The sequence below is a fragment of the Flagellimonas spongiicola genome, from assembly GCF_023502425.1.
GTDB lineage: Bacteria > Bacteroidota > Bacteroidia > Flavobacteriales > Flavobacteriaceae > Flagellimonas > Flagellimonas spongiicola.
Genome location: NZ_JAMFMA010000003.1, coordinates 616,290 through 642,039 on the forward strand (window position 1 = coordinate 616,290; position 25,750 = coordinate 642,039).

A 25,750-nucleotide genomic window follows, 5' to 3' on the forward strand; every position below is an offset into this window, starting at 1 on the left:
AGTTTGATGCCAAAAGTTTACAGGTACTTTAATTATTTCTACTAAAGTTTCATTTTTAACGGAATTTTAGGACTTGAGCGGATATTTGAAACCCCTTTACGGGCATGTTGTCGCTAAAAATGCAGCCTATTTTCCGTACTTTTATAGACTAACCTGATTTCGCCCGCGGGCATATGGAACAAACTTCAAAAAATATAGCCATCATCGGTTCTGGATTGGTGGGCTCCTTGTTAGCGATTTACTTAAAAAAGAAAGGCCATGCTGTCACTGTTTTTGACAGACGACCGGATATTCGGACTGTTCACTTCTCTGGACGATCTATCAACTTGGCAATGAGTAATAGGGGATGGAAATCCTTGGAAAAAGTTGGACTGGGTGATGCCATAAGGGAAATTGCCATTCCGCTTGATAAGCGCGCAATGCATGTCAATAATAAACCGGTGTATTTTCAAAAATACGGTAAGGAGGGTGAGGCTATTTGGTCAATCTCGAGAGGGGTTTTAAATAGAAGGATGATTGATTTAGCCGAAAACGAAGGAGCAGTTTTTCGTTTTAATGAAAAGGTTTGGGATGTTGATCTACCTGAAGCCAAAATTTTCACGGGAGAATCAGAAAAAAGTGTTTGGAAAGAATATCAATATGATTTGATTTTTGGTTGTGATGGCGCATTTTCAAGGGTAAGGCATAAGATGCAAAGACGCAGCCGATTCGATTATTCACAGGATTTTATTGATGTGGGTTATAAGGAACTAACGATTCCACCGAATGAAGACGGAACCCATAAACTGGATAATAATTCGTTTCATATTTGGCCAAGAGGAAAATTCATGTTGATTGCTATGCCCAATATTGATGGGAGCTTTACATGTACTTTATTTCTGCCATTTGAGGGAGAGGTATCTTTCGAAAATATTACAACAACAAAAGAAGCGAAGGCTTTCTTTAAGTCCTATTTTCCAAATGTTAGGAAGGAAATAGAAAATCTCACGGAGGATTTCTTTAAAAATCCTACCAGTGCAATGGTTACGATGAAATGTTATCCATGGACGTATTGGAACAAGGTAGCTTTAGTTGGTGATTCTGCCCATGCCATAGTACCTTTTTATGGCCAAGGTATGAATGCAGGTTTTGAAGATATATATGTCCTTGACGAATTGATGGAAACGTATGGAGACGACTGGGATTCCATTTTTTCTGCCTATCAGAAATCCCGTAAACCCAATGCTGATGCCATTGCGGAATTAAGTTATCGCAACTTCAAGGAAATGAGCAGTAAAACGGCTGATTCCAAATTTTTACTTCAAAAAAAGATAGAAAAGCATTTTGCATCAAAACATCCCGATAAATGGATTCCAGTTTATAGTAGGGTTACATTTTCTGATAGACCTTATGCCGAAGCTTTAGCTATTGGTGATGAACAGGAACGGATTATGCGTGAGGTAATGGAACTGCCCAATATTGAGGAAAATTGGGATTCCGATTTGGTAGCAGAGAAAATCATATCCCTTTTAAAAACAAAAAAAACCACCTAAAAGGTGGTTTTTTGATTTGTATGGTGAACCAAAACTAGATTTTGGCAAACATTTCTTGCATTCTTGCTTGTTCTTCTTCAGCCAACAAAGGATCAACCAAAATTCTACCACTGTGTTCATCGGTTATGATCTTCTTTCTTGAAGCGATTTCAACCTGTACTTGTGGAGGAATTGTAAAGAAGGAACCACCGGAAGCGCCTCTTTCAACAGGAACCACGGCTAGACCATTTTTTACATTGTGACGGATTCTCTTGTAAGCTTGAATTAATCTGTCCTCAATTTTCTCTTCAAACTCTTCGGATTTCTTAAGAAGTGCTTTTTCTTCTTTTTCGGTTTCAGCTAAAATAGCATCCAATTCACCTTTCTTATGCTTAAGGTGACCTTCTCTTTCAGAAAGCTTTTCCTTGGTTTCTGAAACAACCTCTTTCTTTTGCTCAATTTGAGCTTTGAATTCCTTTATGTTTTTTTCAGCCAATTGGATTTCCAACTCCTGAAATTCAATTTCCTTACTTAGGGAGTTGAATTCACGGCTGTTACGAACGTTTTTTTGTTGTTCGTTGTATTTTTTGATAAGGGTTTTGGACTCCTCAATAAGGTTCTTCTTTGCCGCAATTTCAAAATTTACGGTCTCAACATCGGTTTTTAGTTTGTCTATCCTTGTTTTTAGACCTAATACCTCGTCTTCCAAGTCCTGTACTTCCAAAGGAAGTTCACCCCTTACATTGCGTATTTCATCAACCCTGGAATCGATAAGTTGTAGATCATATAAAGCTCTTAACTTTTCTTCCACGGTGTTTTCACTTTTATTCGCCATATATTATAAATACTTGATGGGATTTGTAATGCTCTCCGATAAAGAGATTGCAAAATTAGGAATTTTTTTGATAAGATAATCAACCAATAAATCTTTTGTAAACTGCTCAGTTTCAAAGTGCCCGATATCTGCAATTACCATTTGGTTTTCAGCTTGGAAAAATTCGTGGTATTTAATGTCTGAAGTAATAAAAACATTGGCTCCGGCTGCTTTCGCGGCAGCAATGGCAAAGGCGCCACTACCTCCTAGAACTGCTACTTTGTTCACTTTTTTATCCAGTAATTGCGAATGGCGTACCACAGAAGCTTTCATTCGTTGTTTTACTTGTTTCAGGAATTCTTTTTCATCTATGGCAGTTTCCAACATCCCTATCATGCCCATACCAATGTCTTGATTTGGGTTTTCCAGCGTGTTGATTTCGTAGGCAACCTCTTCATAAGGATGTGCTTGGAACAAAGCTTGAAGTATTTTCTTTTCCTTCTCAAAGGAATAAATAACATGAATTTGCTCTTCCCTCTCGTAATGTAGTTCACCAACTTTTCCGGTGTTGGGATTTGTTCCTTCCCCTGGTTTGAAACTTCCTCTACCCTCAGTTCCAAAACTACAATCACTGTAATTTCCAATACTGCCAGCTCCAGCATTAAACAGTGCCTTTTTGATGGCCTCTGCTTGTTTTAATGGGGCATATGTAGTCAGTTTTTTGATTGTTCCATGCTTCGGGATCAAGATTTTTGGATTTTGAATACCCAAAACCTCGCATATCTTGGCATTGACCCCCAAATTGCTATTGTCCAATGCAGTATGCATACTATAGATGGATATATTATTGGCAATGGCCTTAAGCACTACACGCTCAACATAGTTTCTTCCCGTAATTTTCTTTAAACCTTTAAATATTATAGGATGAAAACTTACAATGAGATTACAGTTCTTTTCAATGGCTTCATCTACCACGGATTCCAGGGTATCCAAGGTCACTAATACTCCTGAAACCTTTTGATTGGGGTCACCAACCAACAATCCTACATTGTCAAAATCCTCTGCATGTGCCAGGGGTGCCAACTCTTCCAAAACACTCGCAATTTCTTTTACGGTCATACTGCTTATCTTAATGTGCTAAAGATAAAATATTATATTTTCGCCTTATGCTTCAACTTCTTCGGAAAATAGCGTTTCCGTTTTCCTTGATTTATTTATTAATCATAACTGTTCGGAATTACTTCTATGACATTGGTGTTTTTAAGTCAAAAACCCCAAATACGCCTACTATTTGCATAGGAAACCTGAGTGTTGGTGGGACTGGAAAGACTCCAATGATTGAATATGTCATACGATTATTGGAAACCAGAAAACTAGCCATGTTAAGTAGGGGGTACAAACGGAAATCAGTAGGATTTCAGTTGGGTAATGAAGAATCAACAGTTTTGGATTTAGGTGATGAACCGTATCAAATTCAACAGAAATTCCCAACTAAATCAATTGCTGTTGATGCAAATCGGTTGAATGGTATTGCCCAATTGGAACAGCTGATAAAGCCAGCGGTTATTTTACTGGACGATGCTTTTCAACATCGAAAAGTCAATCCACATCTTTCAATACTATTAACGTCTTATGCTTGCCTTTATCCTAGAGATTGGTATTTACCCACCGGGAACCTCAGGGATTCCAAGAGGGAGGCTAGACGTGCCCAGCTGATTATTGTGACCAAATGTCCAACAAATCTTTCGGAAGAAGACAAGGTCGCTATTACAAGGCAAATAAAGCCAAAAATCCATCAAAAAGTACTTTTCACTAGTTTGGACTATGCGGAAAAATTTAAGGACGATTTGGGGCAAACTGTGGATGACATACTTTTTCAGGATAAGCAAATCGCTGTGGTTACTGGAATTGCCTCTCCCGAACCCTTTATTCAACATTTAGCGGCTTTGAACCTCAACTTTGAGCATTTAGAGTTCAGTGATCATCACCATTTTACGGCTACGGAACTTAAACGGATAAATGGATTTGATGTGGTAATTACTACCGAAAAAGATTTTGTAAGACTTAATGGTAAGGTGGATTCATTGTATTATTTGGAAGTGGCCCACAAGTTTTCCGAAAAGGACAAAAGTGTATTGAAAGAAACGCTGGAATCCGTTTTTTAAACTAAGCCTTCCATCTTTTTACGGAAAATATTTTCTCCAATTTTCTGATAGAACACCTCAGGTTTAAATGGCTTTGTGACAACATCATTGCAGCCTGCCTCATAGAAACTGTCCAAACTGTCATCAAGTGAAATTGCGGTCAAAGCAATAATTGGAATTTCTTGATCAAATTTGCGGATTTGTCTAGTTGCCTCCTCACCACTAATACCTGGCATGTGGATATCCATCAAAATGGCATTATAGGTATTTGTCTTGGCTAGATCAATGGCTTCGTTACCATTGTTCGCAATATCACAGGTAATCTCTTTTTTCGTGAGCATTTTCTTGGTGATCACCTGGTTGATTTTATTGTCTTCTACAATTAAAACATGTAGGCCCTTAAAGTCAAATTCCTCTGGATTCAATTCGAAAGTCACTTCATCAACAGTGGTATTGTCGCATTTTAAATCCAATTCAAAGAAAAAGGAGCTACCATGTCCCAATTCACTTTCCAAATGTATTTTGCTGCCAAACAGTCCTAAAAGACTTTTCACGATGGTCAGTCCTAATCCTGTACCGCCGTATTCCCTGTTGATTTGTATAGATCCCTGTTCAAAGCTATCAAAGATGTTCTTCTGCTGATCTTCGGAAATACCAATTCCGTTGTCTTTGACTTCAAAGTAAAGTTTTACTTCGTCATCTTCCATTCGAAGCATTTTTGCAATTACTTCAACTTTTCCATCCTTGGTGAACTTCAATGCATTACCCACTAAATTCATGAAAATCTGGGAAATTTTGATAGGGTCACCCAAAAGCTGTTGTGGAATATTCGGGTCATAGTCCAACACCAATTTCGTATTGTTTTCATTGGCGTTTTGCTGAAGTGAATCCACCACATCTGCCAAGACCTTCTGTAACTTGAACTCGATGTTCAAGGGTTCCAGCTTATCCGCATCAATTTTATTGATTTGAAGAATATCATTGATGAAATTAAGTAGATAGTCCCCTGAGAACTTTAATGATTTAAGATGTTCCTTTTGATGTTCGGCCGGATTTTCCTCTAACAATAGGTGGGTTAGACCTGTAACAGCATAAAGTGGTGTACGTAATTCATGGGTCACTGTAGATAGGAAGTTGGTTTTTGCTTCCATCGCAGATACTGCAGAATCCCTTGCCAACTCCAACTCCTTGTTTTTGGTGTACAAGAGGTCGTTCGTCTTTAATTTTATTTGATTGTTTCGAAACAATGAAACTGCCAACAAAGAGATTATCGTTAAAAAGGCTGACGTTAGAATTGCGGTTATTTCTGAACGGTTTTTGGATTCGCTCAACTCTTCATTCTTAGCCGTAAGCTTGTTGATTTCGGTCATTTGATGCTCAAACCGAATCTTATCAGCGGTTTTTGTCTCCAGTTGTACTTTTTCAATATTGAAAATAGAATCCCTGATTTGTTCCAAGGCTTTTGTGTAGCTCAGCGCTTGGCTATACTCCCCAGTCCTTTCATAAATATTGGAAAGACTCAGATTGGCCGCTTTTACTTCTTTGAAGTGTCCGTGTTTTTCTGCAAGTTCCAGTGCGGCTTGGGAATGAATGACACCTTCCTGTAAATCATTAAGCTCTACACTTATTTTGGCCAATTGGAGATTGGCTTTTGTAGCTAGATATGGACGCTCCTTATCATCGGAATTAACAATAAGTGCATGGAGGTTTTTAATGGCATCGTCATATTTTTCAATATTAGTGAAAATATAAGCCTCCAGTAATAGAATATTGTTTCCAAGATTTCTATTGTTGCTCAATTTTCTTGATTCTTCCAGTAGTTTTAACGATTGGAAGTTATTGCCTTCATCATAGCGCAAAGCTGCATCAAGATAATTGTGAAACGCCTGTCCATACGAATAAGAGAGCTCTTTAAGCAGGATACTGGCCCTATCCCAATAAAATATGGTGGTCTCCCTATCTCCTTCCTCCAAGAATAGACGTGCATATTGGTGATAAGTGTCTAGTAGGAGTTTGGCATCTTCGTTGTTTTCTGCAATTTCAGCAGCTTGGTCTAAGGTTTCGAGCGCCTTATCAATCTTGTTTTGATGCCTATAGGTAGTAAATTCATCAAAAATTGATTGAACTTTTTCAGTGGAGCTAATATCATTTTGACCAAAAGAAAGCTGTGTGCAAAGGAATATGCACAAAATGAAGCATCTTACAATACCAAGATGTTTGTATATCAGATTCGAGGTCAAACGTAATTCTTCTTAATAAACAAAGCTATTAAATCAATAATTCTGGAACAATATCCAGTTTCATTGTCATACCATCCGATAATTTTCACCATTTTGCCAATAACGGAGGTCATCAAAGAATCAAACGTACAAGAGTGATAACTATTGTTTATATCGATGGAAACAATGGGGTCTTCGGTGAAATGCAGTATATTTTTAAGTTCGTTATCGGCGTAATGTTTAAAAGTACTGTTTATTTCCTCAATTGAAGTCTCTTTTTTCACATTAAATGTGATATCGGTCAATGATCCATTGGGTACTGGAACACGAATGCCACAACCCCCTATAACTTCCGATAAATCAGGGAATATGTGGGTCAATGCCTTTGCGGCACCAGTGGTGGTTGGAATAATGGATTGACTTGCCGCTCTAGATCTTCTCAAATCCCGATGAGGTCTGTCATGAAGACTCTGGTCAGACGTATAGGAATGCACCGTGGTAATATAAGCTTGGTCAATTCCACATAGCTCGTTGATTACCTTAATCATTGGGGCGGCATTGTTCGTAGTGCAGGACGCGTTGGAAATGATATCGTCCTCAGCGGTTATTATACCTTCATTTACGCCTAAAACAACCATTTTTATGCTTTCATCCACCGGAGGAACTGACAAGATGACTTTTTTGGCGCCGTTTTCAATATGGTATTCCAAGTCCTCTCGTTCCTTGAATTTACCTGAGGCCTCTATAACAATATCCACCTTGAATTGGGCCCAATTGATTTCTTTGGGATGTGAATGGTTAAGAACTTTGCATGACTTTCCATTGACCATTATTGCATCCCCTTCTGCCGCAATATCGGCGGACATAACACCATGGATACTGTCATATTTTAACAGATGGGCCAGGGTATTGGCATCGGTGACATCGTTTATGGCAACCACATTGATACTTGGATGGTCTTGAGCAAGTCTAAAAAGAGTTCTTCCAATACGTCCAAAGCCGTTAATACCAATATTGATATGCTTCATAACCTAATAATTGGGTTTAGCAATTAGTGGATGTGTTTGTGAGCCTTGTAAGAAGAACGAACCAAAGCTCCGCTCTCTACATGTCTAAAGCCCAATTCCAGTCCTATTTCTTCGTATTTTTTAAATTGCTCTGGAAGTATAAACTCCTTTACGGGTAGGTGTTTTTTTGATGGTTGAAGGTACTGTCCTATGGTCACCACATCAACATTGGCATTGCGTAGGTCTTTTAAAGTTTGGATAACTTCGTCTTCGCGTTCGCCCAAACCGAGCATTATTCCCGATTTCGTTCTGCTGGCGCCGTTTTTCTTTAAGTAGTCCAATACACCAAGGCTACGTTCATATTTTGCTTGGATTCGCACTTCCCTTGTCAATCGCTTTACCGTTTCCATGTTGTGCGAAATAACCTCTGGTGCGACTGCAAGAATACGATCAAGGTGCTTTTCAATCCCTTGAAAATCCGGAATTAGTGTTTCCATGGTGGTTTCGGCGTTCATTCGGCGAACCGCCTTTACTGTTTCTGCCCATATAATTGAACCCATATCCTTTAAATCATCCCTGTCAACAGAGGTAAGAACCGCATGTTTGATGTTCATGATCTTTATAGATCTGGCAACTTTTTCAGGTTCTGCCCAATTCACAGTTTCAGGACGCCCTGTCTTTACGCCACAAAAACCACAAGAACGTGTGCAAATATTGCCTAAAATCATAAAGGTGGCCGTTCCCTCACCCCAACATTCGCCCATATTAGGGCAACTTCCTGAAGTACAAATGGTGTGCAGGTCATATTTATCGACCAAGCCACGTAACTGGGTATACTTCTTACCCGTAGGGAGTTTTACCCTTAACCATTTTGGTTTGCCTTTTGGAGGTAGAACATTTTCCTGGGTCACTGTGCTCATAAGCAAAAAATTGAAGTGCAAAGATACGAACTGGGCGGGAAACAATTTAGGTGGTAAGTCCTAGTTCTTTTGAATGATTTCTGCTAGAAGTTTTTTGGCACGAAGTAGTTTTACCTTGATGTTATTAACGGGTTCGTTCAATTCCTTAGCAATGTCGGCATAGCTTAATTCGTTGAAATAGCGGAGATTGATGACCCTTTGGTAGTGTGGTTTTAGCTTTTTTATATCACGAAGTAAATTGGCCAAGTTTTGCTCAGTAATGAGCTGATCTTCTACAGATGGGGATTCATCCAATACTTTTTTCACCTCATCTCCGTGATTGTCCATTTCATCTAGCAGACTTCGCTTTCTTTTACGAATAAGATCTACATGAAGGTTTTTGGAAATGGTAATCAACCATGTTTTGAATTCATAGGACTCGTCATAGGTGTCTATTTTATCAAAAGCCTTGGAGAATGTTCGAATCGTAATGTCTTCTGCATCATTTTCGTTCTTGGTACGAGCCATTTGAAAAGCATAGACTTCATTCCAAAACATATCCAGTAAAGAACTAAAGGCAATTTGACTTCCGTCTTTGGCCTTTTGGATGTTTTCTAGGATGGATTGCTCCGTTTTATTCAAAAATATTGAGATTTAACCTTGAAGGTTATCAAACTATTGTAATTCTGTAACTGAATCCCTTTTGCAGTCCTGCTCACTTGGTAATTTTCCACAAAACCCACAAGCTTCACCTTCCTGATTCAAGTACGGATTTTGGCTTGCACAGGTTCCTGCGAATTTACCGTCTTTTTTGGACCATATTTTAATTGCGATTCCTGCGAATGCGAGTCCCAATAAACCAATGGTCAACAGTGCTAACTTCATGTTCCAACTTTTGTGCAAAGGTACAAAATACCCTTGTAAAGCTAGATAGTGTTAGCTTAAATTAATGAGTTGTCTAATAGTTGATATTGGCAACAATATTCTTCACGGTAGGTGCGGAATTGCCGCCTTCTGGTTCAATGGTAATATAACCTACGGCATTGTCTGCATACGGAAGGGCCAAAAGTTTGTCCTTGTCTTCAAACTCCTTAATAACACCTAGATTCACCAATTCCCCGTTTACTTCAGCCCACATTTGAAAACATTTGTTTTCTGGCAGTTCAGGGACATTGCTAACATTGATGTAGGATAATTTTTTTACCGGGTTGATATAGGCAATTGCCTTTAATTCCTTGCCTTCTTTCTTACCTCTAAGGTTGTACCTTTTGGTCGCTGGATTATTAAGAACAATAAACTGGTTTCTTACATCTTCCAGTTGATTCTTCATGTTTTCTTCAAGATACTTGATTTGATTGGTCACCAAAGTGTTCTCTTTTTGAAGATTTTGGTTCTGATTCCAGAAAAAGTAGGAAGCGCTTGCAAACATCATAATAACAACACTTGCTGCAATACCATAGTGGAAGAACCTACGATTGGTGGCTTTTTCCTTTTTAGCACTATGCAAAATGATTTCTTTTAAACCTTCTGGAGTTTGTCTGGCGTACAGCTTAGCGAAGGCTTCCAGATTGGTTTGAAGCTCATTATAGGCATCTCGAACTTGAGGGTACATGGCTATATAACGCTCAGTTTTGAGCGTATCCTCTTTTGAAGTTTCCTCCAAAAGGTATTTTTCCAATATATCTGAATCGAGAAATCGTTGTACTTTTTCTTTCATGACAATAAATTTATTAGGAGCACAAGTGCCATGGATGTACCATAAATTTTACCAAGTTCACGCAAACCAATTTTTAATCTGGACTTAATTGTTCCTAATGGAATTTCAAGTTCCTCGCTTGCTTCCTGCTGTGTCATGCCCTCAAAAAATAAGGCTTCCAACACTATTCTATACTTGTCTTCTATCTTGTCCAAATTCTCTTGGACATCCATAATTTCTGGCCTAATGCCACTTACTCCTAGGTTATATACGTCAGAAACGTCGATTTGGACTTCCTTATTGGCTTTATTATTAACACTACGTAATTTGTCAATTGCCGTATTACGCGTAATTCGGAATAGCCAAGTGAACAATTTTGCTTTTGAAGGGTCGTAGGTGTCGGCTTTTTTCCAGATTTTCACGAAGCTCTCCTGCAGGACATCCTGGGCCAAATCCTCGTCCTTGACTACTTTATGGGCCACACCAAATAGTGTGTCGCCGTAGTTGTCATACAGTAAAGAAATTGCTTTGTCGTCCTTTTCCGCAAGTAGGGTAACGATATGTCTCTCAATCAATGTGCTCATTCAGGCTGTTGAGTAAATCTTTGGGGGTAAAAATCTAAAATAAGGTTTATCTCGTATATAGAACAACGATACGTTGGAAAATCGATTTTCAACTACGTTAAATAAAAGAAATTAGCATACACTTCATTAAGTAAAAACAATTTTGGTTAGTTTGGTTTGGTATAACCCCTGTAATTGATGCAATGCAGGGGTTATTTTATGATATTGACTTCTGGAGTTATTTGGATTTTGAAGGTTTTGGAAACTTCTGTCTGGATTTTTTCCGCCAATTCAAGGATTTCGCTACCTGAGGCATTTCCATAATTTACCAACACCAAGGCTTGTTTTTCATGTACGCCGGCATCCCCAAAGCGCTTCCCTTTGTAACCACATTGCTGAATTAACCAACCAGCTGGTATTTTGAATTGGTTTTTATCTACTTCGTAGTAAGGAGCATCTGGATTCTTTTTGTGGAATTTTTCAAACGTTTTTTTAGAAACCACTGGATTTTTAAAGAAACTTCCACTATTTCCAATCTCCTTTGGGTTTGGCAATTTACTTTGCCTTATGACTATGACAGCTTCTGAGATATCTTGTATTGTTGGGTAAATTACCCCTTTCCGCTTCAACTCCTCTTCAATGACACCATAACCCGTATTCAATTGATGATTGATTTTGGAAAGCTTGAGGATAACTGAAGTAATAATGTACTTTCCTTTTCCTTCATTTTTGAAAAAAGAATCCCGATATCCAAAATTACAGCTATCGAGGTCAAATGCCTCTAATTCCATGGATTCCATGTTCATAGCTGCGCAGCTCACAAAAACATCTTTTAATTCAACACCGTAAGCGCCAATATTTTGAATAGGTGCGGTGCCAACATTTCCTGGTATCAAGGAAAGGTTCTCGATTCCACCATAATCCTGTGCCAGGGTCCAAAGAACAAACTCATGCCAGTTTTCTCCTGCCATTACTTTAACATAGACATGCTCATCGGTTTCTTCAACAACAGAAATACCCTTTAAATTAATGTGCATGACCAGGGCATCAATATCTTGAGTCAGTAATACATTACTACCACCACTTAAAATAAATTTATTCGGATAGGCCTTCAGTTCCAAGACACGTTGCAATTGCGCAAGTCCATTGATTTCTACAAAAGATTTAGCTATCACATCAATACCAAAGGTATTGTAATGTTTTAATGATATGTTCTCTTGGATATTCACGAATTGTGATAGGTTTTCAGTGCCTCACCAAGTATTTGAACAGCCTGTACTAGTTCCTCTTTGTTCAAAACATAGGCTATCCGGATTTGATTGGTTCCCAATCCAGGTGTTGCATAGAATCCAGCTGCAGGTGCCACCATCACGGTTTTACCATTTACTTCAAAATGCTCTAAAAGCCATTGTGCAAAATCATCAGAATTGGCAACTGGTAACTCTACCACACAGTAGAAAGCTCCCTGCGGAACTGCCACCTTGACACCTTCAATTTTTTGTAACTCTGAAACCAAGATATCCCTACGTTCCACGTATTCGGAAATTACCTCATTAAAATAGGAATCTGGTGTTTCCAAGGCTGCCTCACTTGCAATTTGTGCAAAGGTTGGGGGAGATAGCCTTGCCTGGGCAAATTTTAGCGCAGTTTGGATGACCTCCTTGTTTTTGGATACCAAACAACCAATTCGTGCACCACACATGCTATAGCGTTTGGAAACTGAATCCACCATAATAGCATGGTTTTCCAAGCCAGTTTCCTGCAGTACGGAATAGTGCTCGCGACCATCATAGGTAAATTCACGGTACACCTCGTCTGCAATGAGGAATAAATCATGCTTTTTCACCAAGTTGGCCAATTGCTGAATTTCTTCCTTGCTGTATAAATACCCCGTAGGGTTACCTGGATTGCAAATCAGAATGGCTTTGGTATTAGGCGTGATCAATTTTTCAAATTCTGCGATAGGTGGAAGGGCAAAATTGTCTTCAATCGAAGAAACAATTGGTACGACTTTCACCCCGGCCGCGGTTGCAAATCCATTGTAATTTGCATAGAACGGTTCAGGAATTATGATTTCGTCGTCACCATCCATAATGGAACCCATAACGAATGATAGAGCTTCAGAACCCCCGGTAGTCACTATAATGTCACTGGAATTTACCGAAATGTCATTCTTTGCATAATAGTTAGCAATTTTTTGACGGTAAGTTTCTGACCCTTCCGTCATGCTATACGCAAGAACCTCAATATTATGATTACGAACCGCATCAAGAGCAATATCAGGGGTCTTAATATCTGGCTGACCTATATTTAAATGGATGACATGGGTACCTCTTTTCTTTGCCGCTTCCGCATATGGGACTAACTTTCGGATAGGAGAAGGAGGCATTTGCAATCCTTTTTTGGAAATACTTGGCATGCTTTAAATTTTACGCAAAAATGAGAAAACCAATAGTGGCATACAACTACTTCCCACAATATTTACCGGGTTAGCGTAATGTTAAAATACTGGAGTTGTCCTACATAATTATGTATATTTAATAGATATAACCCCCAATAAGCTAGGAAATTGAAGAAAAATCTCCTTCTTTTTGCATTTCTTTTAATGTTTGTGCCAAACATGATTTCGGCGCAAGGATTTAAATTGCCCAAGGATAAGAAGTTTGAGAAAATCAACTTCGAAATGATCAATAATCTTATTGTGCTTCCTTTGGAAATAAACGGTTCCAAGTTAACTTTTGTATTGGACTCCGGGGTGAGTAAACCTATCCTTTTCAACCTATCCGACAAAGATTCCATTCAGATTAACAATGTATCTGAGGTCACCATCCGCGGTCTAGGAGACGGCGAACCAATGAAAGCACTGAGTTCCATAGGTAATGCCTTCAAATTGGGAGACGCGAAAAACTACAATCAAGATCTTTATGTGGTCTTGGATAAGGAAATTAATTTTTCCACCTCTTTGGGAATTCCTGTTCACGGCATATTAGGATACGATTTGTTTCGGGATTTTGTGGTGGAAGTAAATTATGCGGCACAAAACATTAAACTTCATAACCCAGCACTTTATAAACAGCCAAGTAGCAAGAAAGCGCAAACTTTACCTATCACCATTGAAAAACGAAAAGCTTATGTGGAAGGTACTGTATTGATGAAGGATGAAGAAAACGTGCCAGTAAAACTTTTGGTTGATACTGGAAGTAGTGATGCTTTATGGCTTTTTCATCAACCCGAAAAAGGACTGGATATTCCCGAAAAAAACTACGAAGATTATTTAGGTCGTGGGTTAAGCGGTAACATATTCGGCAAACGCACAAAAGTTAGGGGTATTAAAATCGGGGATTTTGAATTGAAAGATGCCAAGGCAGCATTCCCGTATCGTGAATCATTTGGCTATATCAAGAATCTTGGAGACCGGAATGGAAGCGTAGGAGGTGAAATTTTAAAGCGATTCAATATCATTTTTGACTACCAACGAGGACAGGTTACGCTTAAAAAAAATGCCAACTTTAGGGATCCTTTCCAATACAACCTTGCAGGTATTGCTTTGCAACATAACGGCCTTCGTTATATTGCCGAGAGCATAGCCGATTTCACTGGTGTAGTGCGTAATGACGATAGTACATTTGGTAATGTTCAAATACTATTGGAAAACAAGACTAGGCTCAGTTTGGTACCCGAGATAATCGTTTCTGGTATCAGGGCAGGTAGCCCTGCGGCAGAAGCTGGATTACAGGAAGGGGATGTGATTTTGGCTGTAAATGGTAAAAAGATTCACCGTTACAAGTTACAGGAAGTTCTCAAAATGCTAAATGAAAGGGAAGGAAAACGGGTGCGTGTGATGATAGAGCGGTTTAATCAGGACATGCATTTCTCGTTTGTTCTGAAAAAGGTATTTGATTAAAATAAAAATGCCCCGATAAACGGGGCTTTCTTCTATATTGTTTTATTCTTATTTAGCACCATCTGCTTTGACAGTTCCTTTGATTTTTAGGACTTTAGTAGGTGTGTCAGCATTGGAAGTAACCGTAATTGCCTTTCTAATAGGTCCAACTCTTTTGGTATCGTACTTCACTTGAATCTGTCCCGTTTTACCAGGTAAGATGGGATCTTCTGGTTTTTTTGGGATTGTACACCCGCAGCTGGACTTAACATTACTAATTACCAATGGTACTGAACCAGTGTTGGTGAATTCAAATACACGAACACCGTCACTACCTTTTTCAATTTCACCATAATCTATGGTCTCGCTCTTAAACTCAATTTTAGCTGTAGCGTCTTGGGCATAAATCCCTAAGGATAAAAGCCCTACAAATAACATGAGTACAGTTTTTTTCATCATTTCTAGTTTTGGGTGAATTTCAAAAGTAGAAGTTTTATCACCTGCTTCCAAAATTCTTTTGTTATGTAATAACGTTACTTATTTTTGTTTCGTATTTCGAGATTGGCTCTCAGCCGAAGAATAGCGTTAAATTAACATTGCGACTCTCCTTCAAAATCCCAATCCGATTCCAATAAAGTCAAAAACTATACCGAAAAATGGAAATTCCATCAAAATATGAGCCCAATAGGGTAGAGGAACAGTGGTATGCCCACTGGATGAAGCATGATTATTTTAGCTCAAAACCAGATGAAAGGGAACCATATACCATCGTAATTCCGCCGCCAAATGTCACTGGGGTACTTCATATGGGGCATATGCTCAATAACACTATACAGGATGTTTTGATCCGAAGAGCCAGGCTTTTAGGTAAAAATGCATGTTGGGTTCCAGGGATGGATCATGCTTCAATTGCTACTGAAGCAAAAGTAGTGGCCAAATTGAAGGATGAAGGAATAGAGAAGGCGAATTTGACGCGCGATGAATTCTTGAAACATGCTTGGGATTGGACCAACGAATATGGGGGTGTAATCCTTCAACAATTGAAAAAATTAGGTTGTTCTTGTGATTGGGAGCGCACCAAGTTCACTATGGATGACGATATGTCGGCTTCTGTGATCAAAGTTTTCGTGGATTTATACGAAAAAGGCATGATTTACCGTGGATATCGCATGGTAAACTGGGATCCGCAAGCTAAAACCACGCTTTCCGATGAGGAGGTGATCTATGAGGAGCGTCAAGGTAATTTATACTACTTGGCGTATCAAATAGAAGGGTCAGATGAAAAGGTAACCATAGCCACGACACGTCCAGAGACTATACTGGGTGATACGGCGGTTTGCATCAACCCAAATGATGAGAGATATCACCATTTAAGAGGTAAAAAAGTTATCGTACCTATATGTAACCGTGTGATACCGATCATAGAGGATGAATATGTGGATATTGAGTTCGGTACCGGATGTTTGAAGGTTACTCCCGCACATGATGAAAATGATAAGAATCTAGGCGATAAGCACAAACTTGAAGTAATCGATATCTTCAACGAGGATGCTACCTTAAACTCCTATGGTTTGCATTACCAAGGCAAAGATAGATTCGTGGTTCGCAAGGAAATTGTCAAGGAACTTGAAGAAAACGGATTCTTGGTAAAAACCGAGCAGCACCCTAATAAGGTTGGTACTTCTGAACGCACCAAGGCTGTAATTGAGCCTAGGTTGTCAGACCAATGGTTCCTCAAAATGGAGGATTTGGCCAAACCTGCCATTGAAGGTGTGTTAAAGACAGGTGATATCAAGTTGTATCCGAAGAAATTTGAGAATACGTATCGCCATTGGATGGAGAATATACGAGATTGGAATATTTCCCGACAATTATGGTGGGGCCAGCAAATCCCGGCATACTATTATGGCGATGGAAAGGAGGATTTTGTGGTAGCGGAATCCAAAGAAGAGGCACTTGAGAAAGCAAAGGCAAAAAATCCGGGAATCCAAGCATCAGATTTAAGACAGGATTCAGATGTGTTGGATACATGGTTTTCTTCCTGGTTATGGCCCATAAGTGTTTTTGGAGGCATTTTGGAACCTGAAAATGAAGAAATCAATTACTATTATCCAACCAGCGACTTGGTTACGGGTCCGGACATCCTGTTTTTCTGGGTTGCGCGGATGATCATATCTGGCTATGAGTATCAAGATAAACGACCTTTTGAGAATGTTTACTTGACCGGTTTGGTGCGCGATAAGCAACGCAGAAAAATGTCCAAACAATTAGGTAACTCCCCAGATGCACTTAAACTAATCAAGGATTTTGGAGCTGATGGTGTACGAGTAGGATTACTTTTGAGTTCTGCTGCAGGAAATGATTTAATGTTTGATGAAGCACTTTGTCAGCAAGGAAAGAATTTTGCCAATAAAATATGGAATGCCTTCCGATTGGTAAAAGGTTGGGAAGTTGCCGATATGGAACAGCCTGAAGCATCAAGAATTGGGATTGAATGGTATACGGCTAAGTTTAATCAAACATTGACCGAGATTGAAGACCATTTTTCCAAGTATCGAATTTCCGATGCGCTAATGGCCATTTACAAATTGGTTTGGGACGATTTCTGCTCTTGGTTGTTGGAGATTGTAAAACCAGCCTACCAAAAACCTATTGATAGTCAAACATACAAGGAGGTTATCCACTTGTTCGAAGAGAATTTGAAGTTATTGCATCCATTTATGCCATTTTTGACTGAGGAAGTCTGGCAACATATGGCAGAGCGAACTCCAAAAAATGCATTGATTGTATCCAACTGGCCCACAGTTAGCGAATTTGATGAGAACCTAATAGCAGATTTTGATTTTGCCGCTGAGGTAATTTCGGGGATACGTACGATTCGAAAAGAAAAGAACATCCCTCAAAAAGAGGCCCTGGAACTATCTAGGTTGAATAGTGAAAAATCTTCTAATCAAATGGACAGCATTATAGTTAAGTTGGGAAACATTTCCCAATTGGGTAATGTTGATTCCGGTATGGATGGTGCTTTGAGTTTTAGGGTGAAAAGCAATGAGTATTTTATTCCAATGGGAGGGGCAATAGATATTGAAGCAGAAGTAAAGAAACTCACAGAAGAGTTGACTTACACCCGTGGTTTCTTGCAATCCGTTCAGAAAAAACTAAGCAACGAACGCTTTGTAAACAATGCCCCTGAAAAGGTGGTTGCCATGGAAAAAAAGAAAGCGGCTGATGCAGAGGCCAAAATAGAGACTTTGGAAAAAAGCTTGGCAAGTTTAAACTAATATGGTGCAGGAGGAATTGGATGGGGGACTTCCAATTACCTCCTTCTTCCACCACCGTATTGCATAGCCTCACCTTTTCCAAAGCCGTAGCTAAATCCAAACGCCACAAACCTGCCTCTTAACCTTTGGCTATATACTTCAAAATCTTGTTGTGCAATCTGGTTTTCCCAAATACGTGATGCAAACACATCCCTGATGCTTAAGTTAAGGATGGCCTTGCCTTTCATGATTTTTTTACGAAGTCCCATATCCAAAAAGGCTATGGAATTGTTTTCGCCTTGGAATGTTCGGTATTTTGAACGGTAGTTTCCAGTGAATTCCATATCAAAGTCCGCAGGTAATTTTACCTTAGTCATCAATTTTGCTGTCCAACGGTCTGCATTGAAATCAAATACGGTTTCCTCAAACGAACCTTCCCTATTGAACCTAAAATAATTGAAATCGGCATTTAAGGTCAGCCAGTTAGCCGGCCTATATTTGGTGTTGAATTCAATACCAGTCGTTTTGTTGGTGCCAATGTTTTCCGGTCGTGTGGTAGTCACATTGTTTTCAAATGTAGAAACACGTTCAATGATATCTGTGGTAAACCTATGGTACACACCTAAATTCAATGATGTTTTGCCAATTAAAAAAATACTGGTCATCTCATAGGAATCAGTGAACTGAGGCATCAAATCTGGATTACCTTGTCTTATATTGAAGTTGTTTCGAATATTAAAAAATGGATTCAAATCCCATAAACGGGGTCTATAGATTCGTTTGGAATACCCTGCTTGCAAAGAAACCTTTTCAGAGAATTTGTAGGAAGTATGAACGCTGGGGAACAAATTGGAATAATCTTGGTTGTTGGATTCATTGGTATTGGTTAGTAACGTTGCCAAATTGGTGCGTTCCAATCGGAGTCCGGCCTTTACACCCCAAGTTTTTCCTTCGTAGGCACCAGTGCCGTAAATACCCAGAACCTTTTGGTCAAATTCAAAATTATTGGTCAAACCTGGGTCTGTGACAAATCCACCATTTTCAAAGTTTTGAACCTCAAAATCATTGCTTACATCATTAATGACATACTGGGCACCTGTTTCCATCGAGAATTCCTCGGTAAAGGGGCGGCTGTAATCCAACTTGAATGTAAATAGCGCTTCCTTGAAATCTGTACGGGTCAACTGTGAGTCATCATTGTTGGCACCGGAAAGGGTATTGTCAAAAAATTCAGAAGACTGGTCTTTGCCAAAAAAGTTACCCAATGCACTGAAAAGTAGGTTATGATCTTCATTTTCCTCAAACTCCTTTTTGTATTGGAATTCATACCTAAACTTTGGATTTGTAGCTTCAGTGATTTCAGTACGTTCCCATTCGGAGGTTATGGTATTGGTGCCTTCAAGGGAAGTAAAATTCGTTGTTGAGGGCTGGTCTTCAATTTCCATAGAAAAGTTTCCAGAAAGCGTGATAATACTAGAAGGATTGATATAATAATCCGTGCCTAAAACAAAATTGTAAAAAGTTTCATTTCTAAATTGGTCTCCAAAGGATAGGATTGTGGTATTGTTGACTAAATCCGTGTTTCGGGTCTCAACTTCATTTGGGCCTTCTCTATACCCTGCACCGAGTTGTGTGAACAAATTGAATTTTTCAGTTCTTCGATTTAGGCTTACACCAACACTGTGATTATTGGGAGCGCCAGTATTCACCGACACCGACCCATTCATTCCACGACGCTCCTCTTTTTTAATCACAATATTTATTATCCCGGAAGTTCCTTCAGCATCATACTTGGCAGAAGGATTGGTAATTACCTCCACTCTATCGATCATATCGGCAGTCAGGGTGCCAAGCGCATTACTTTCATCACTCGTAATGATAGAAGGCTTTCCGTTTATCAATACCTGTACGCCTTGACTTCCACGTAGGCTTATTTGCCCTTCGATATTTACATTGACACTTGGTACGTTATTCAGCACTTCCAACGCACTTGCGCCAGTGCTGCTTAAATCCTTTCCAACATTGAACACGCGTTTATCCAACTTAAAAACGGTCTGCGAAACCTCTCCTTCTACTACCACTTCCTCCAATTGTTGGGCATCTTCTTGTATTTCAATCACGCCTAATTCCGTGCGGCCTGATGAATTGTTATCTGGTCTGATAATTTTTTTCTGATATCCTATAAAGCTCACTTCCAGGTAGAAGCCATTCGCAGTGGTTTCCAACAAGAAGGTACCGTCTTCCAATGTCGTAGTGCCTGTTATGCCCTGCTGCGTTTCACTGTCTGCTGCCATTACTGTGGCATAGGCTACAGGCTCTCCGCTACCCTTGTCCACCACCTTGCCAATAAACACACTGCCTTGTTGTGCTGACAATGTGGAATGGAAAAAGGCCAATAAAAGGCTAAAGAAAATTAGTTTGTAGTTCATCTGGATTACTCGTGATTTGATTAATACCCCAAAGATGCAAAGCATACACACAGTTTATGCGGATAATCTGCGAACAACCAACATTGGCCCGCCACCGACATTCTTTTTTGATTTTTTACAATCTTGTTGTTTACAGTGTTTAATTGGTTGTTGGCAGCAATCCTTTTCTTTTCTTACCTTACGATGGATAGCTTTGCGGCTCTAAATCAGGCGTTTTGATTCAACGAAAAGAGCTTATTTTTCAAATTGTACTACATGTCTTGGTGTTTCTGTTCAATATCTACGACAGAAAGCACCCAGGTATTGAAGGTTTTGAAATTGCCTTTTTCCTCAATTATAGCGTTTGGACAGCTATCATTTCCTATTATTTAATGCCAAAGTTTTTATACCAAAAGAAGCATTGGAAATTTTTCATAGGTGTTTTACTTGTGCTTACTGGGACTATTCTGTTCCAAGAAATGGTTTTAGAACCTATTTTCTTTGCAGGAACGGATAGAGCGCAAATATGGCCAGGGCTAAATTGGGCCATGTTTGGGGTAATTCCGGTAGTTGCAATTTTGGCAGGCTTCAAATTTGCTTGGGATGCACTTCAAAAACAGAAACAAATTGACGAATTAAAAAGTGTGGTGGAAGAAAGCGAACTTCAGTTTTTACGTTCACAGATAAACCCCCACTTTTTGTTTAATAATTTGAATAATCTCTACTCGTATGCCCTCGAAAGCTCCCCTAAAACACCGGAGATTATATTGGAAATGAGTGGGGTATTGCGATATATGCTTTATGAATGCAAGGAAAAATTCGTTCCATTGAAGAAGGAGGCAGAGCAATTGGGTAATTTTATCAAGCTCTATAAAATGCAGATTGAGGAACGGGGAAATGTTAGTTTTAAACTGGGTAAAATCCAATCAGGTTATAAAATTGCTCCTTTGATTTTGATTGTTTTTATTGAAAATGCATTTAAACATAGTCAATCTGGACAATCATCCAATATTGAGATTGAGATTGAATTGACCCAAAAAGGAAATGAAATCCAGTTTACCTGCATAAACAATTTTGAACCTTCAGAACAAATGCAAGCAGTTGCGGCCGGAATTGGACTTCAAAACGTACGTAAAAGATTGGAACTGTTGTATCCAGGAAAACATAAGTTGAAAATTTTAGACAAGGGAAAGCAGTATATGGTTTCACTTTCTATGCAATTGGAGACAGCTTAGCCTATGAAGTGCATAATTATAGAAGATCAACCACCAGCGCAGCGCATCCTAAAAAAGTTTATCGATGATGTAGACGCTGTAGAATTGATTGGTGTTTTTTCCGATGCATTACAAGCCATGGAATTCCTAAAGACACAGCCAACCGATTTAATGTTTTTGGACATTCATCTACCTAAGATCACCGGATTGGACTTTCTGAAATCATTACCCAACGCGCCACATGTAATATTGACCACCGCATTTTCTGAATATGCTTTGGAAAGTTATGACTTGAATGTTGTGGACTATCTCTTAAAACCATTTTCATTCCAACGGTTCTTGAAAGCGGTTGCCAAAGTACCTGTAACTTCCGCCCCTGCCGAAATTACCAATAGGGCTGAATTGCAAGAAGTTGAGAAGGACTATATTTATTTGAAATCAGGTCATGAACATATTAAAATACAATTAACGGATATTGTCCATATACAAGCGGATTCCGATTATACCGAAGTGTTCTTACTTGAGCATAAGCATCTTTCCAACGAGCCGTTGAGATATTGGGTAGAAACACTGCCAACCAAGAATTTCATACGGGTGCATAAATCCCATATCGTCAATACGGACTTGATTGAAAAATGGGTGGGTAACCTTATCCACGTAGCAGGTGGTTCCAAGATACCTATTGGTAGGGCTTTTAAGGAAAAATTCCTTGCCCATATCATGAATTAACATTCATGAACGATTCTGTTTTACCTATACCATATATTAAAAGACTTATGTAAATTGGTTTCTTGAAACAACCATACCTTTGGAAATGAAAAACCTGGACCGTAGAAAATTCATTAAGCGGACATCGATGTCCGCTGCGGCTGTTGCCCTCGTACCCAACGAGTTTGCAGCAATGCCATCACGACCGTTTCAATCAACCTATATGGGTGATCACGCTGCACCTAAATTGGAAACGATAAGGGCAGCCTTTATTGGAGTTGGTGCACGTGGTGGGACCCATCTTAAATTCTTTGCTGCTTTAGAAGGAACCGAAGTGGTGGCCATTTGTGATCTATACGAGGATTTGGTCAAACAAAAAGTATCCTGGGTCAGGGAGGTAGCACCTAAAGAACGGCACAAAAATATTGCTGAATACTGGGGTGAGGAAGATTTGTGGAAGAAGATGCTACAAGAAGTTAATCCTGACGTAGTTTTTATCGCTACAAATTGGTTGAATCATGCACCCATGGCAATTGAGGCCATGAACCAAGGAGCGCATGCCTTTGTGGAAGTTCCAATGGCTGTGACAGTGGATGAAATGTGGGCTATCGTAGATGCTTCAGAACGAACACAAAAGCATTGCATGATGATGGAGAATGTCAATTATGGCCGCGATGAACTGTTGTTTTTGAATATGTGTAGGCAGGGTGTGATTGGTGATATTTTGCATGGTGAAGCCGCCTATATCCACGAACTGCGATTTCAAATGGAAGAACAAAAACGTGGCACTGGTTCATGGAGAACGTATCATTATGCCCAAAGAAATGGGAATCTTTACCCAACTCACGGTTTGGGGCCAGTGGCCCAATATATGAATCTGGGTCGAACAGATGATAATTTTGCAAGTATTGTTTCTTTTTCCACACCAGCCATGGGAAGAGCATCTTACGCTGCCAAAAACTATGACGCCGACCATAAGTGGAACAAATTGGATTATAAAGGAGGCGATTTGAATACCTCAATTATAAAAACAACTTTAGGTAAAACGGTAATGGTACAATGGGATGAAACAAGTCCCAGACCATATAGCCGTTTAAATTTGATTCAAGGAACCAAAGGTGCGTTGGCTGGCTTCCCAACAAGAGTGGCATTGGAAGGTGGGGTAGAAGGTGTAACAAAAGATCATCATTCTTGGGCGCAAGGTGACCAATTGGCCGCAGTGTATGAAAAGTATGACCATCCTTTGTACCAACGTTTGAATGAAAGCACCAAAAATAGTGGTCATGGCGGCATGGATGGCATCATGATGTATCGTATTGTGGAATGCTTGCAACACGGTCTACCCTTGGATCAAAATGTTTATGAAGGTTGTTTTTGGAGTGCAGTAGCACCCTTAAGTGAACGGTCAGTGGCTAGTGGTGGTGCACCGCAAAATTTTCCTGATTTCACTAGGGGAAGTTGGAAAAAAACGAAACCTTTGGAAATTATAACTTAGTATCCCTTCCGAATTAATGATTAATATTTCCGTCCCCGCACGAATCTGCTTTTTTGGAGATCATCAAGATTATTTAGGCTTACCTGTAATTGCCGGCGCAATTGATAGGTATTTTCATGTTCATGCCAAAACCAATAACAGTTCCAGTTTTGATATTTTTCTGAAGGACCTTGATAAGCGAATCAAAATCGATTTAAATGATTCCTTGGATAATATTCAAGAGAATGATTACGTCCGTTCAGTTATGTCCATTCTTAAAAAGAATGGTATGGAGTTTATTCAAGGTTATGATTTGGAAATTTATAGCACTATACCGGTAAATGCCGGTCTTTCTAGTTCATCCGCACTAATAGTCTCGTGGATTCGGTTTTTGTTGCAATCACAGCAGTTTCCCGGTAAACCTGACAATAAGCAAATTGGGCAATGGGCTTATGAAGCTGAGGTATTGTTTTTTAATCAGCCCGGAGGGTTAATGGATCAATATAGTATTGCGCAAGGCGGCTTGTTGTTTATAGACACGGAAAGTGGTGAAAGTGAAGCATTGAATCCAAAACTAGGGACTTTGGTTGTTGCAGAATCAGGTTTAGCTAAAAAAACTTTGAGCGTTCTTAAAAACGCCCGAGTCTATGCGCAAAATGCTATTCAGGCTGTACAAGGACAATATCCCGATTTTGAAATCCTGAATGCTACCGAATCGGATTACGAACGATACAAACATTTAGTCCCTGAAAAATATCTGAAACATTGGTATGCTGCAGTTCTCAATTTTCATATCACCAAATGTGCTAAAACTGAATTGTCTGGTAAAAACCCAAATACCAAACTTCTCGGTGACTTAATGAATCAACATCAGGCCATCCTTCAAAACCAAATCCAAAACACACCTATTGAAATGCAACAAATGATGGAAGCTGCGATTGCTGCTGGTGCATTGGGTGCAAAGATCATTGGCTCTGGCGGGGGGGGATGCATGGTTGCCATGGTTGAGGAACATACAAAACAAAACGTAATAGAAGCATTTTTGAATAGTGGTGCCAAAGCGGCTTACCCAGTAAACATAACCGAAGTATCCTAATGAACAACGAAAGTTTGGTAATCATGGTGGGAGGAGCATCCTCTCGCATGAAAAAAAGTTTGGAAACCGCACAATTGGATGAGACAACCAAGAGTGCAGCACAGAAGCTTCACAAAAGTTTAATTCCTTTGGGTAAAGAAGGAAAGACGCTGTTGTATTACTTGATCAACAATGCTGAAAAAGCGGGATACAAAGAAATATACCTGATAACCAGCAAAGAGAATGAAGGTTTTAAGGATTTGGTAGGTACTAAAAATTCCAATAACTCTTATCAAGATGTCAATGTACATTTTGCAATACAGGAAATACCTGAAAATAGAATAAAACCGCTTGGCACAGCAGATGCGCTAGAACAATGTATGGAGCAATATCCAGAGCTTCAGACTAAGTTGTTTACCGTTTGCAATGGGGATAATCTATACTCCGAAGGGGCATTGGATGATTTGAAAGCCCCAAGAAAAGCAAATAACGCCTTAATCAGCTATAGTGGTTCCGGCCTAGGATTTACAGATGAGCGTTTGACTAAGTTCGCATTGATGGATATTTCAGAAGATGATTTTTTGAAACAAATCGTTGAGAAGCCAGGAATTGAAAGTTTAAATGATTACCGTGATGTTGGTGGTGAATTACGTGTAAGTATGAACATATTTAGCTTTTTAGGGAGTGATATTTACCCCTTTCTAAAATCCTGTCCAATTCACCCAGTTCGAAATGAAAAAGAACTTCCTGAGGCAGTTCGTAATCTGGTACAACAGGATGCCAAAGCCGTAGTTTGCTTACCTCGGTCAGAGAAATTACCGGATTTGACAAGTGCCGAAGACATAGGTTTGTTCGAGGTTTAGTACTAGTTTATT

The 25,750-nt window shown here is 39.4% G+C and carries 22 protein-coding genes; 9 read left to right on the top strand and 13 right to left on the bottom strand.

What is annotated here, in order from left to right; all coding sequences use genetic code 11:
* Positions 1-173 precede the first annotated feature (173 nt).
* Complete coding sequence (locus M3P19_RS14345; RefSeq protein ID WP_249658382.1) at positions 174-1,532, top strand: FAD-dependent oxidoreductase; 1,359 nt, start codon at positions 174-176, stop codon at positions 1,530-1,532.
* 34 nt (positions 1,533-1,566) lie between these two features.
* On the opposite strand, the gene M3P19_RS14350 is transcribed toward M3P19_RS14345, so the two are convergent.
* Both M3P19_RS14350 and M3P19_RS14355 read right to left on the bottom strand, forming a co-directional pair.
* Entirely contained in the window at positions 1,567-2,346 is a 780-nt protein-coding gene (locus M3P19_RS14350) for a zinc ribbon domain-containing protein (RefSeq protein WP_249658383.1), read from the bottom strand.
* 3 nt (positions 2,347-2,349) lie between these two features.
* Entirely contained in the window at positions 2,350-3,444 is a 1,095-nt protein-coding gene (locus M3P19_RS14355; RefSeq protein ID WP_249658384.1) for a Nif3-like dinuclear metal center hexameric protein, read from the bottom strand.
* 47 nt (positions 3,445-3,491) lie between these two features.
* Between M3P19_RS14355 and lpxK the strand changes: the two genes are divergently transcribed.
* Positions 3,492-4,490, top strand: a complete 999-nt coding sequence (lpxK, locus tag M3P19_RS14360) for a tetraacyldisaccharide 4'-kinase (RefSeq protein WP_249658385.1) — start codon at positions 3,492-3,494, stop codon at positions 4,488-4,490.
* On the opposite strand, the gene M3P19_RS14365 is transcribed toward lpxK, so the two are convergent.
* The 9 genes from M3P19_RS14365 to M3P19_RS14405 all read right to left on the bottom strand — a co-directional run bounded on the left by M3P19_RS14365 (position 4,487) and on the right by M3P19_RS14405 (position 13,272).
* Positions 4,487-6,658, bottom strand: coding sequence for a hybrid sensor histidine kinase/response regulator (locus tag M3P19_RS14365; RefSeq protein WP_283777956.1), 2,172 nt, complete (start codon positions 6,656-6,658; stop codon positions 4,487-4,489). The genes lpxK and M3P19_RS14365 overlap by 4 nt on opposite strands.
* 47 nt (positions 6,659-6,705) lie before the next feature.
* Positions 6,706-7,716 (bottom strand): type I glyceraldehyde-3-phosphate dehydrogenase, encoded by a 1,011-nt coding sequence (gene gap, locus M3P19_RS14370; RefSeq protein ID WP_249658386.1) that lies wholly within the window; start codon positions 7,714-7,716, stop codon positions 6,706-6,708.
* Positions 7,717-7,739: 23 nt separating this feature from the next.
* A complete protein-coding gene (gene lipA / locus M3P19_RS14375; RefSeq protein ID WP_249658387.1) occupies positions 7,740-8,615 on the bottom strand; it encodes a lipoyl synthase in 876 nt (291 codons plus the stop codon).
* Positions 8,616-8,675: 60 nt separating this feature from the next.
* Entirely contained in the window at positions 8,676-9,236 is a 561-nt protein-coding gene (locus M3P19_RS14380; protein ID WP_249658388.1) for an RNA polymerase sigma factor, read from the bottom strand.
* A gap of 33 nt (positions 9,237-9,269) precedes the next feature.
* Positions 9,270-9,479 carry a membrane or secreted protein gene (locus tag M3P19_RS14385; protein WP_249658389.1) on the bottom strand — a complete coding sequence of 70 codons (210 nt, stop codon included), beginning with the start codon at positions 9,477-9,479 and terminating at the stop codon, positions 9,270-9,272.
* Positions 9,480-9,552: 73 nt separating this feature from the next.
* Positions 9,553-10,311 (bottom strand): anti-sigma factor, encoded by a 759-nt coding sequence (locus tag M3P19_RS14390; protein WP_249658390.1) that lies wholly within the window; start codon positions 10,309-10,311, stop codon positions 9,553-9,555.
* Positions 10,308-10,874 carry an RNA polymerase sigma factor gene (locus M3P19_RS14395; RefSeq protein WP_249658391.1) on the bottom strand — a complete coding sequence of 189 codons (567 nt, stop codon included), beginning with the start codon at positions 10,872-10,874 and terminating at the stop codon, positions 10,308-10,310. Before M3P19_RS14395 ends, M3P19_RS14390 begins: the two co-directional genes overlap by 4 nt.
* A 191-nt stretch (positions 10,875-11,065) precedes the next feature.
* Positions 11,066-12,082: a UDP-N-acetylmuramate dehydrogenase gene (gene murB, locus M3P19_RS14400; RefSeq protein WP_249658392.1), complete on the bottom strand. Its 1,017-nt coding sequence runs from the start codon at positions 12,080-12,082 to the stop codon at positions 11,066-11,068.
* Positions 12,079-13,272, bottom strand: coding sequence for a pyridoxal phosphate-dependent aminotransferase (locus tag M3P19_RS14405; RefSeq protein ID WP_249658393.1), 1,194 nt, complete (start codon positions 13,270-13,272; stop codon positions 12,079-12,081). Before M3P19_RS14405 ends, murB begins: the two co-directional genes overlap by 4 nt.
* Positions 13,273-13,422: 150 nt before the next feature.
* Between M3P19_RS14405 and M3P19_RS14410 the strand changes: the two genes are divergently transcribed.
* Positions 13,423-14,757 carry an aspartyl protease family protein gene (locus M3P19_RS14410; RefSeq protein WP_249658394.1) on the top strand — a complete coding sequence of 445 codons (1,335 nt, stop codon included), beginning with the start codon at positions 13,423-13,425 and terminating at the stop codon, positions 14,755-14,757.
* Positions 14,758-14,805: 48 nt separating this feature from the next.
* On the opposite strand, the gene M3P19_RS14415 is transcribed toward M3P19_RS14410, so the two are convergent.
* Positions 14,806-15,195, bottom strand: a complete 390-nt coding sequence (locus M3P19_RS14415; protein ID WP_249658395.1) for a DUF1573 domain-containing protein — start codon at positions 15,193-15,195, stop codon at positions 14,806-14,808.
* Positions 15,196-15,392: 197 nt separating this feature from the next.
* Here M3P19_RS14415 and M3P19_RS14420 point away from each other — a divergent pair, with 197 nt between their 5' ends.
* On the top strand, positions 15,393-18,017 hold the full coding sequence (locus M3P19_RS14420) for a valine--tRNA ligase (protein ID WP_249658396.1): 2,625 nt from the start codon (positions 15,393-15,395) through the stop codon (positions 18,015-18,017).
* 35 nt (positions 18,018-18,052) lie between these two features.
* On the opposite strand, the gene M3P19_RS14425 is transcribed toward M3P19_RS14420, so the two are convergent.
* A complete protein-coding gene (locus tag M3P19_RS14425; protein WP_249658397.1) occupies positions 18,053-20,425 on the bottom strand; it encodes a TonB-dependent receptor in 2,373 nt (790 codons plus the stop codon).
* 215 nt (positions 20,426-20,640) lie between these two features.
* Here M3P19_RS14425 and M3P19_RS14430 point away from each other — a divergent pair, with 215 nt between their 5' ends.
* From M3P19_RS14430 to M3P19_RS14450, 5 genes are all read left to right on the top strand, one after another.
* Positions 20,641-21,639: a sensor histidine kinase gene (locus M3P19_RS14430; protein WP_249658398.1), complete on the top strand. Its 999-nt coding sequence runs from the start codon at positions 20,641-20,643 to the stop codon at positions 21,637-21,639.
* A 3-nt stretch (positions 21,640-21,642) separates the two neighbouring features.
* Complete coding sequence (locus M3P19_RS14435; protein ID WP_249658399.1) at positions 21,643-22,347, top strand: LytR/AlgR family response regulator transcription factor; 705 nt, start codon at positions 21,643-21,645, stop codon at positions 22,345-22,347.
* Positions 22,348-22,432: 85 nt separating this feature from the next.
* Positions 22,433-23,821 (top strand): Gfo/Idh/MocA family protein, encoded by a 1,389-nt coding sequence (locus M3P19_RS14440; protein WP_249658400.1) that lies wholly within the window; start codon positions 22,433-22,435, stop codon positions 23,819-23,821.
* Between the two features lie 16 nt (positions 23,822-23,837).
* A complete protein-coding gene (locus M3P19_RS14445) occupies positions 23,838-24,896 on the top strand; it encodes a GHMP family kinase ATP-binding protein (protein ID WP_249658401.1) in 1,059 nt (352 codons plus the stop codon).
* Positions 24,896-25,738: a sugar phosphate nucleotidyltransferase gene (locus M3P19_RS14450; protein ID WP_249658402.1), complete on the top strand. Its 843-nt coding sequence runs from the start codon at positions 24,896-24,898 to the stop codon at positions 25,736-25,738. The genes M3P19_RS14445 and M3P19_RS14450 overlap by 1 nt, the downstream gene beginning before the upstream one ends.
* The last annotated feature ends 12 nt before the right edge of the window (positions 25,739-25,750 follow it).

What these genes read in the sequence shown, in the direction of transcription:
- M3P19_RS14345 (WP_249658382.1), top strand. Translation starts at nt 174, where the DNA reads ATGGAACAAACTTCAAAAAATATAGCCATCATCGGTTCTGGATTGGTG.
- M3P19_RS14350 (WP_249658383.1), bottom strand. Translation starts at nt 2,346, where the DNA reads ATGGCGAATAAAAGTGAAAACACCGTGGAAGAAAAGTTAAGAGCTTTA.
- M3P19_RS14355 (WP_249658384.1), bottom strand. Translation starts at nt 3,444, where the DNA reads ATGACCGTAAAAGAAATTGCGAGTGTTTTGGAAGAGTTGGCACCCCTG.
- lpxK (WP_249658385.1), top strand. Translation starts at nt 3,492, where the DNA reads ATGCTTCAACTTCTTCGGAAAATAGCGTTTCCGTTTTCCTTGATTTAT.
- gap (WP_249658386.1), bottom strand. Translation starts at nt 7,716, where the DNA reads ATGAAGCATATCAATATTGGTATTAACGGCTTTGGACGTATTGGAAGA.
- lipA (WP_249658387.1), bottom strand. Translation starts at nt 8,615, where the DNA reads ATGAGCACAGTGACCCAGGAAAATGTTCTACCTCCAAAAGGCAAACCA.
- M3P19_RS14385 (WP_249658389.1), bottom strand. Translation starts at nt 9,479, where the DNA reads ATGAAGTTAGCACTGTTGACCATTGGTTTATTGGGACTCGCATTCGCA.
- M3P19_RS14390 (WP_249658390.1), bottom strand. Translation starts at nt 10,311, where the DNA reads ATGAAAGAAAAAGTACAACGATTTCTCGATTCAGATATATTGGAAAAA.
- M3P19_RS14395 (WP_249658391.1), bottom strand. Translation starts at nt 10,874, where the DNA reads ATGAGCACATTGATTGAGAGACATATCGTTACCCTACTTGCGGAAAAG.
- M3P19_RS14405 (WP_249658393.1), bottom strand. Translation starts at nt 13,272, where the DNA reads ATGCCAAGTATTTCCAAAAAAGGATTGCAAATGCCTCCTTCTCCTATC.
- M3P19_RS14415 (WP_249658395.1), bottom strand. Translation starts at nt 15,195, where the DNA reads ATGATGAAAAAAACTGTACTCATGTTATTTGTAGGGCTTTTATCCTTA.
- M3P19_RS14420 (WP_249658396.1), top strand. Translation starts at nt 15,393, where the DNA reads ATGGAAATTCCATCAAAATATGAGCCCAATAGGGTAGAGGAACAGTGG.
- M3P19_RS14425 (WP_249658397.1), bottom strand. Translation starts at nt 20,425, where the DNA reads ATGAACTACAAACTAATTTTCTTTAGCCTTTTATTGGCCTTTTTCCAT.
- M3P19_RS14435 (WP_249658399.1), top strand. Translation starts at nt 21,643, where the DNA reads ATGAAGTGCATAATTATAGAAGATCAACCACCAGCGCAGCGCATCCTA.
- M3P19_RS14440 (WP_249658400.1), top strand. Translation starts at nt 22,433, where the DNA reads ATGAAAAACCTGGACCGTAGAAAATTCATTAAGCGGACATCGATGTCC.
- M3P19_RS14445 (WP_249658401.1), top strand. Translation starts at nt 23,838, where the DNA reads ATGATTAATATTTCCGTCCCCGCACGAATCTGCTTTTTTGGAGATCAT.
- M3P19_RS14450 (WP_249658402.1), top strand. Translation starts at nt 24,896, where the DNA reads ATGAACAACGAAAGTTTGGTAATCATGGTGGGAGGAGCATCCTCTCGC.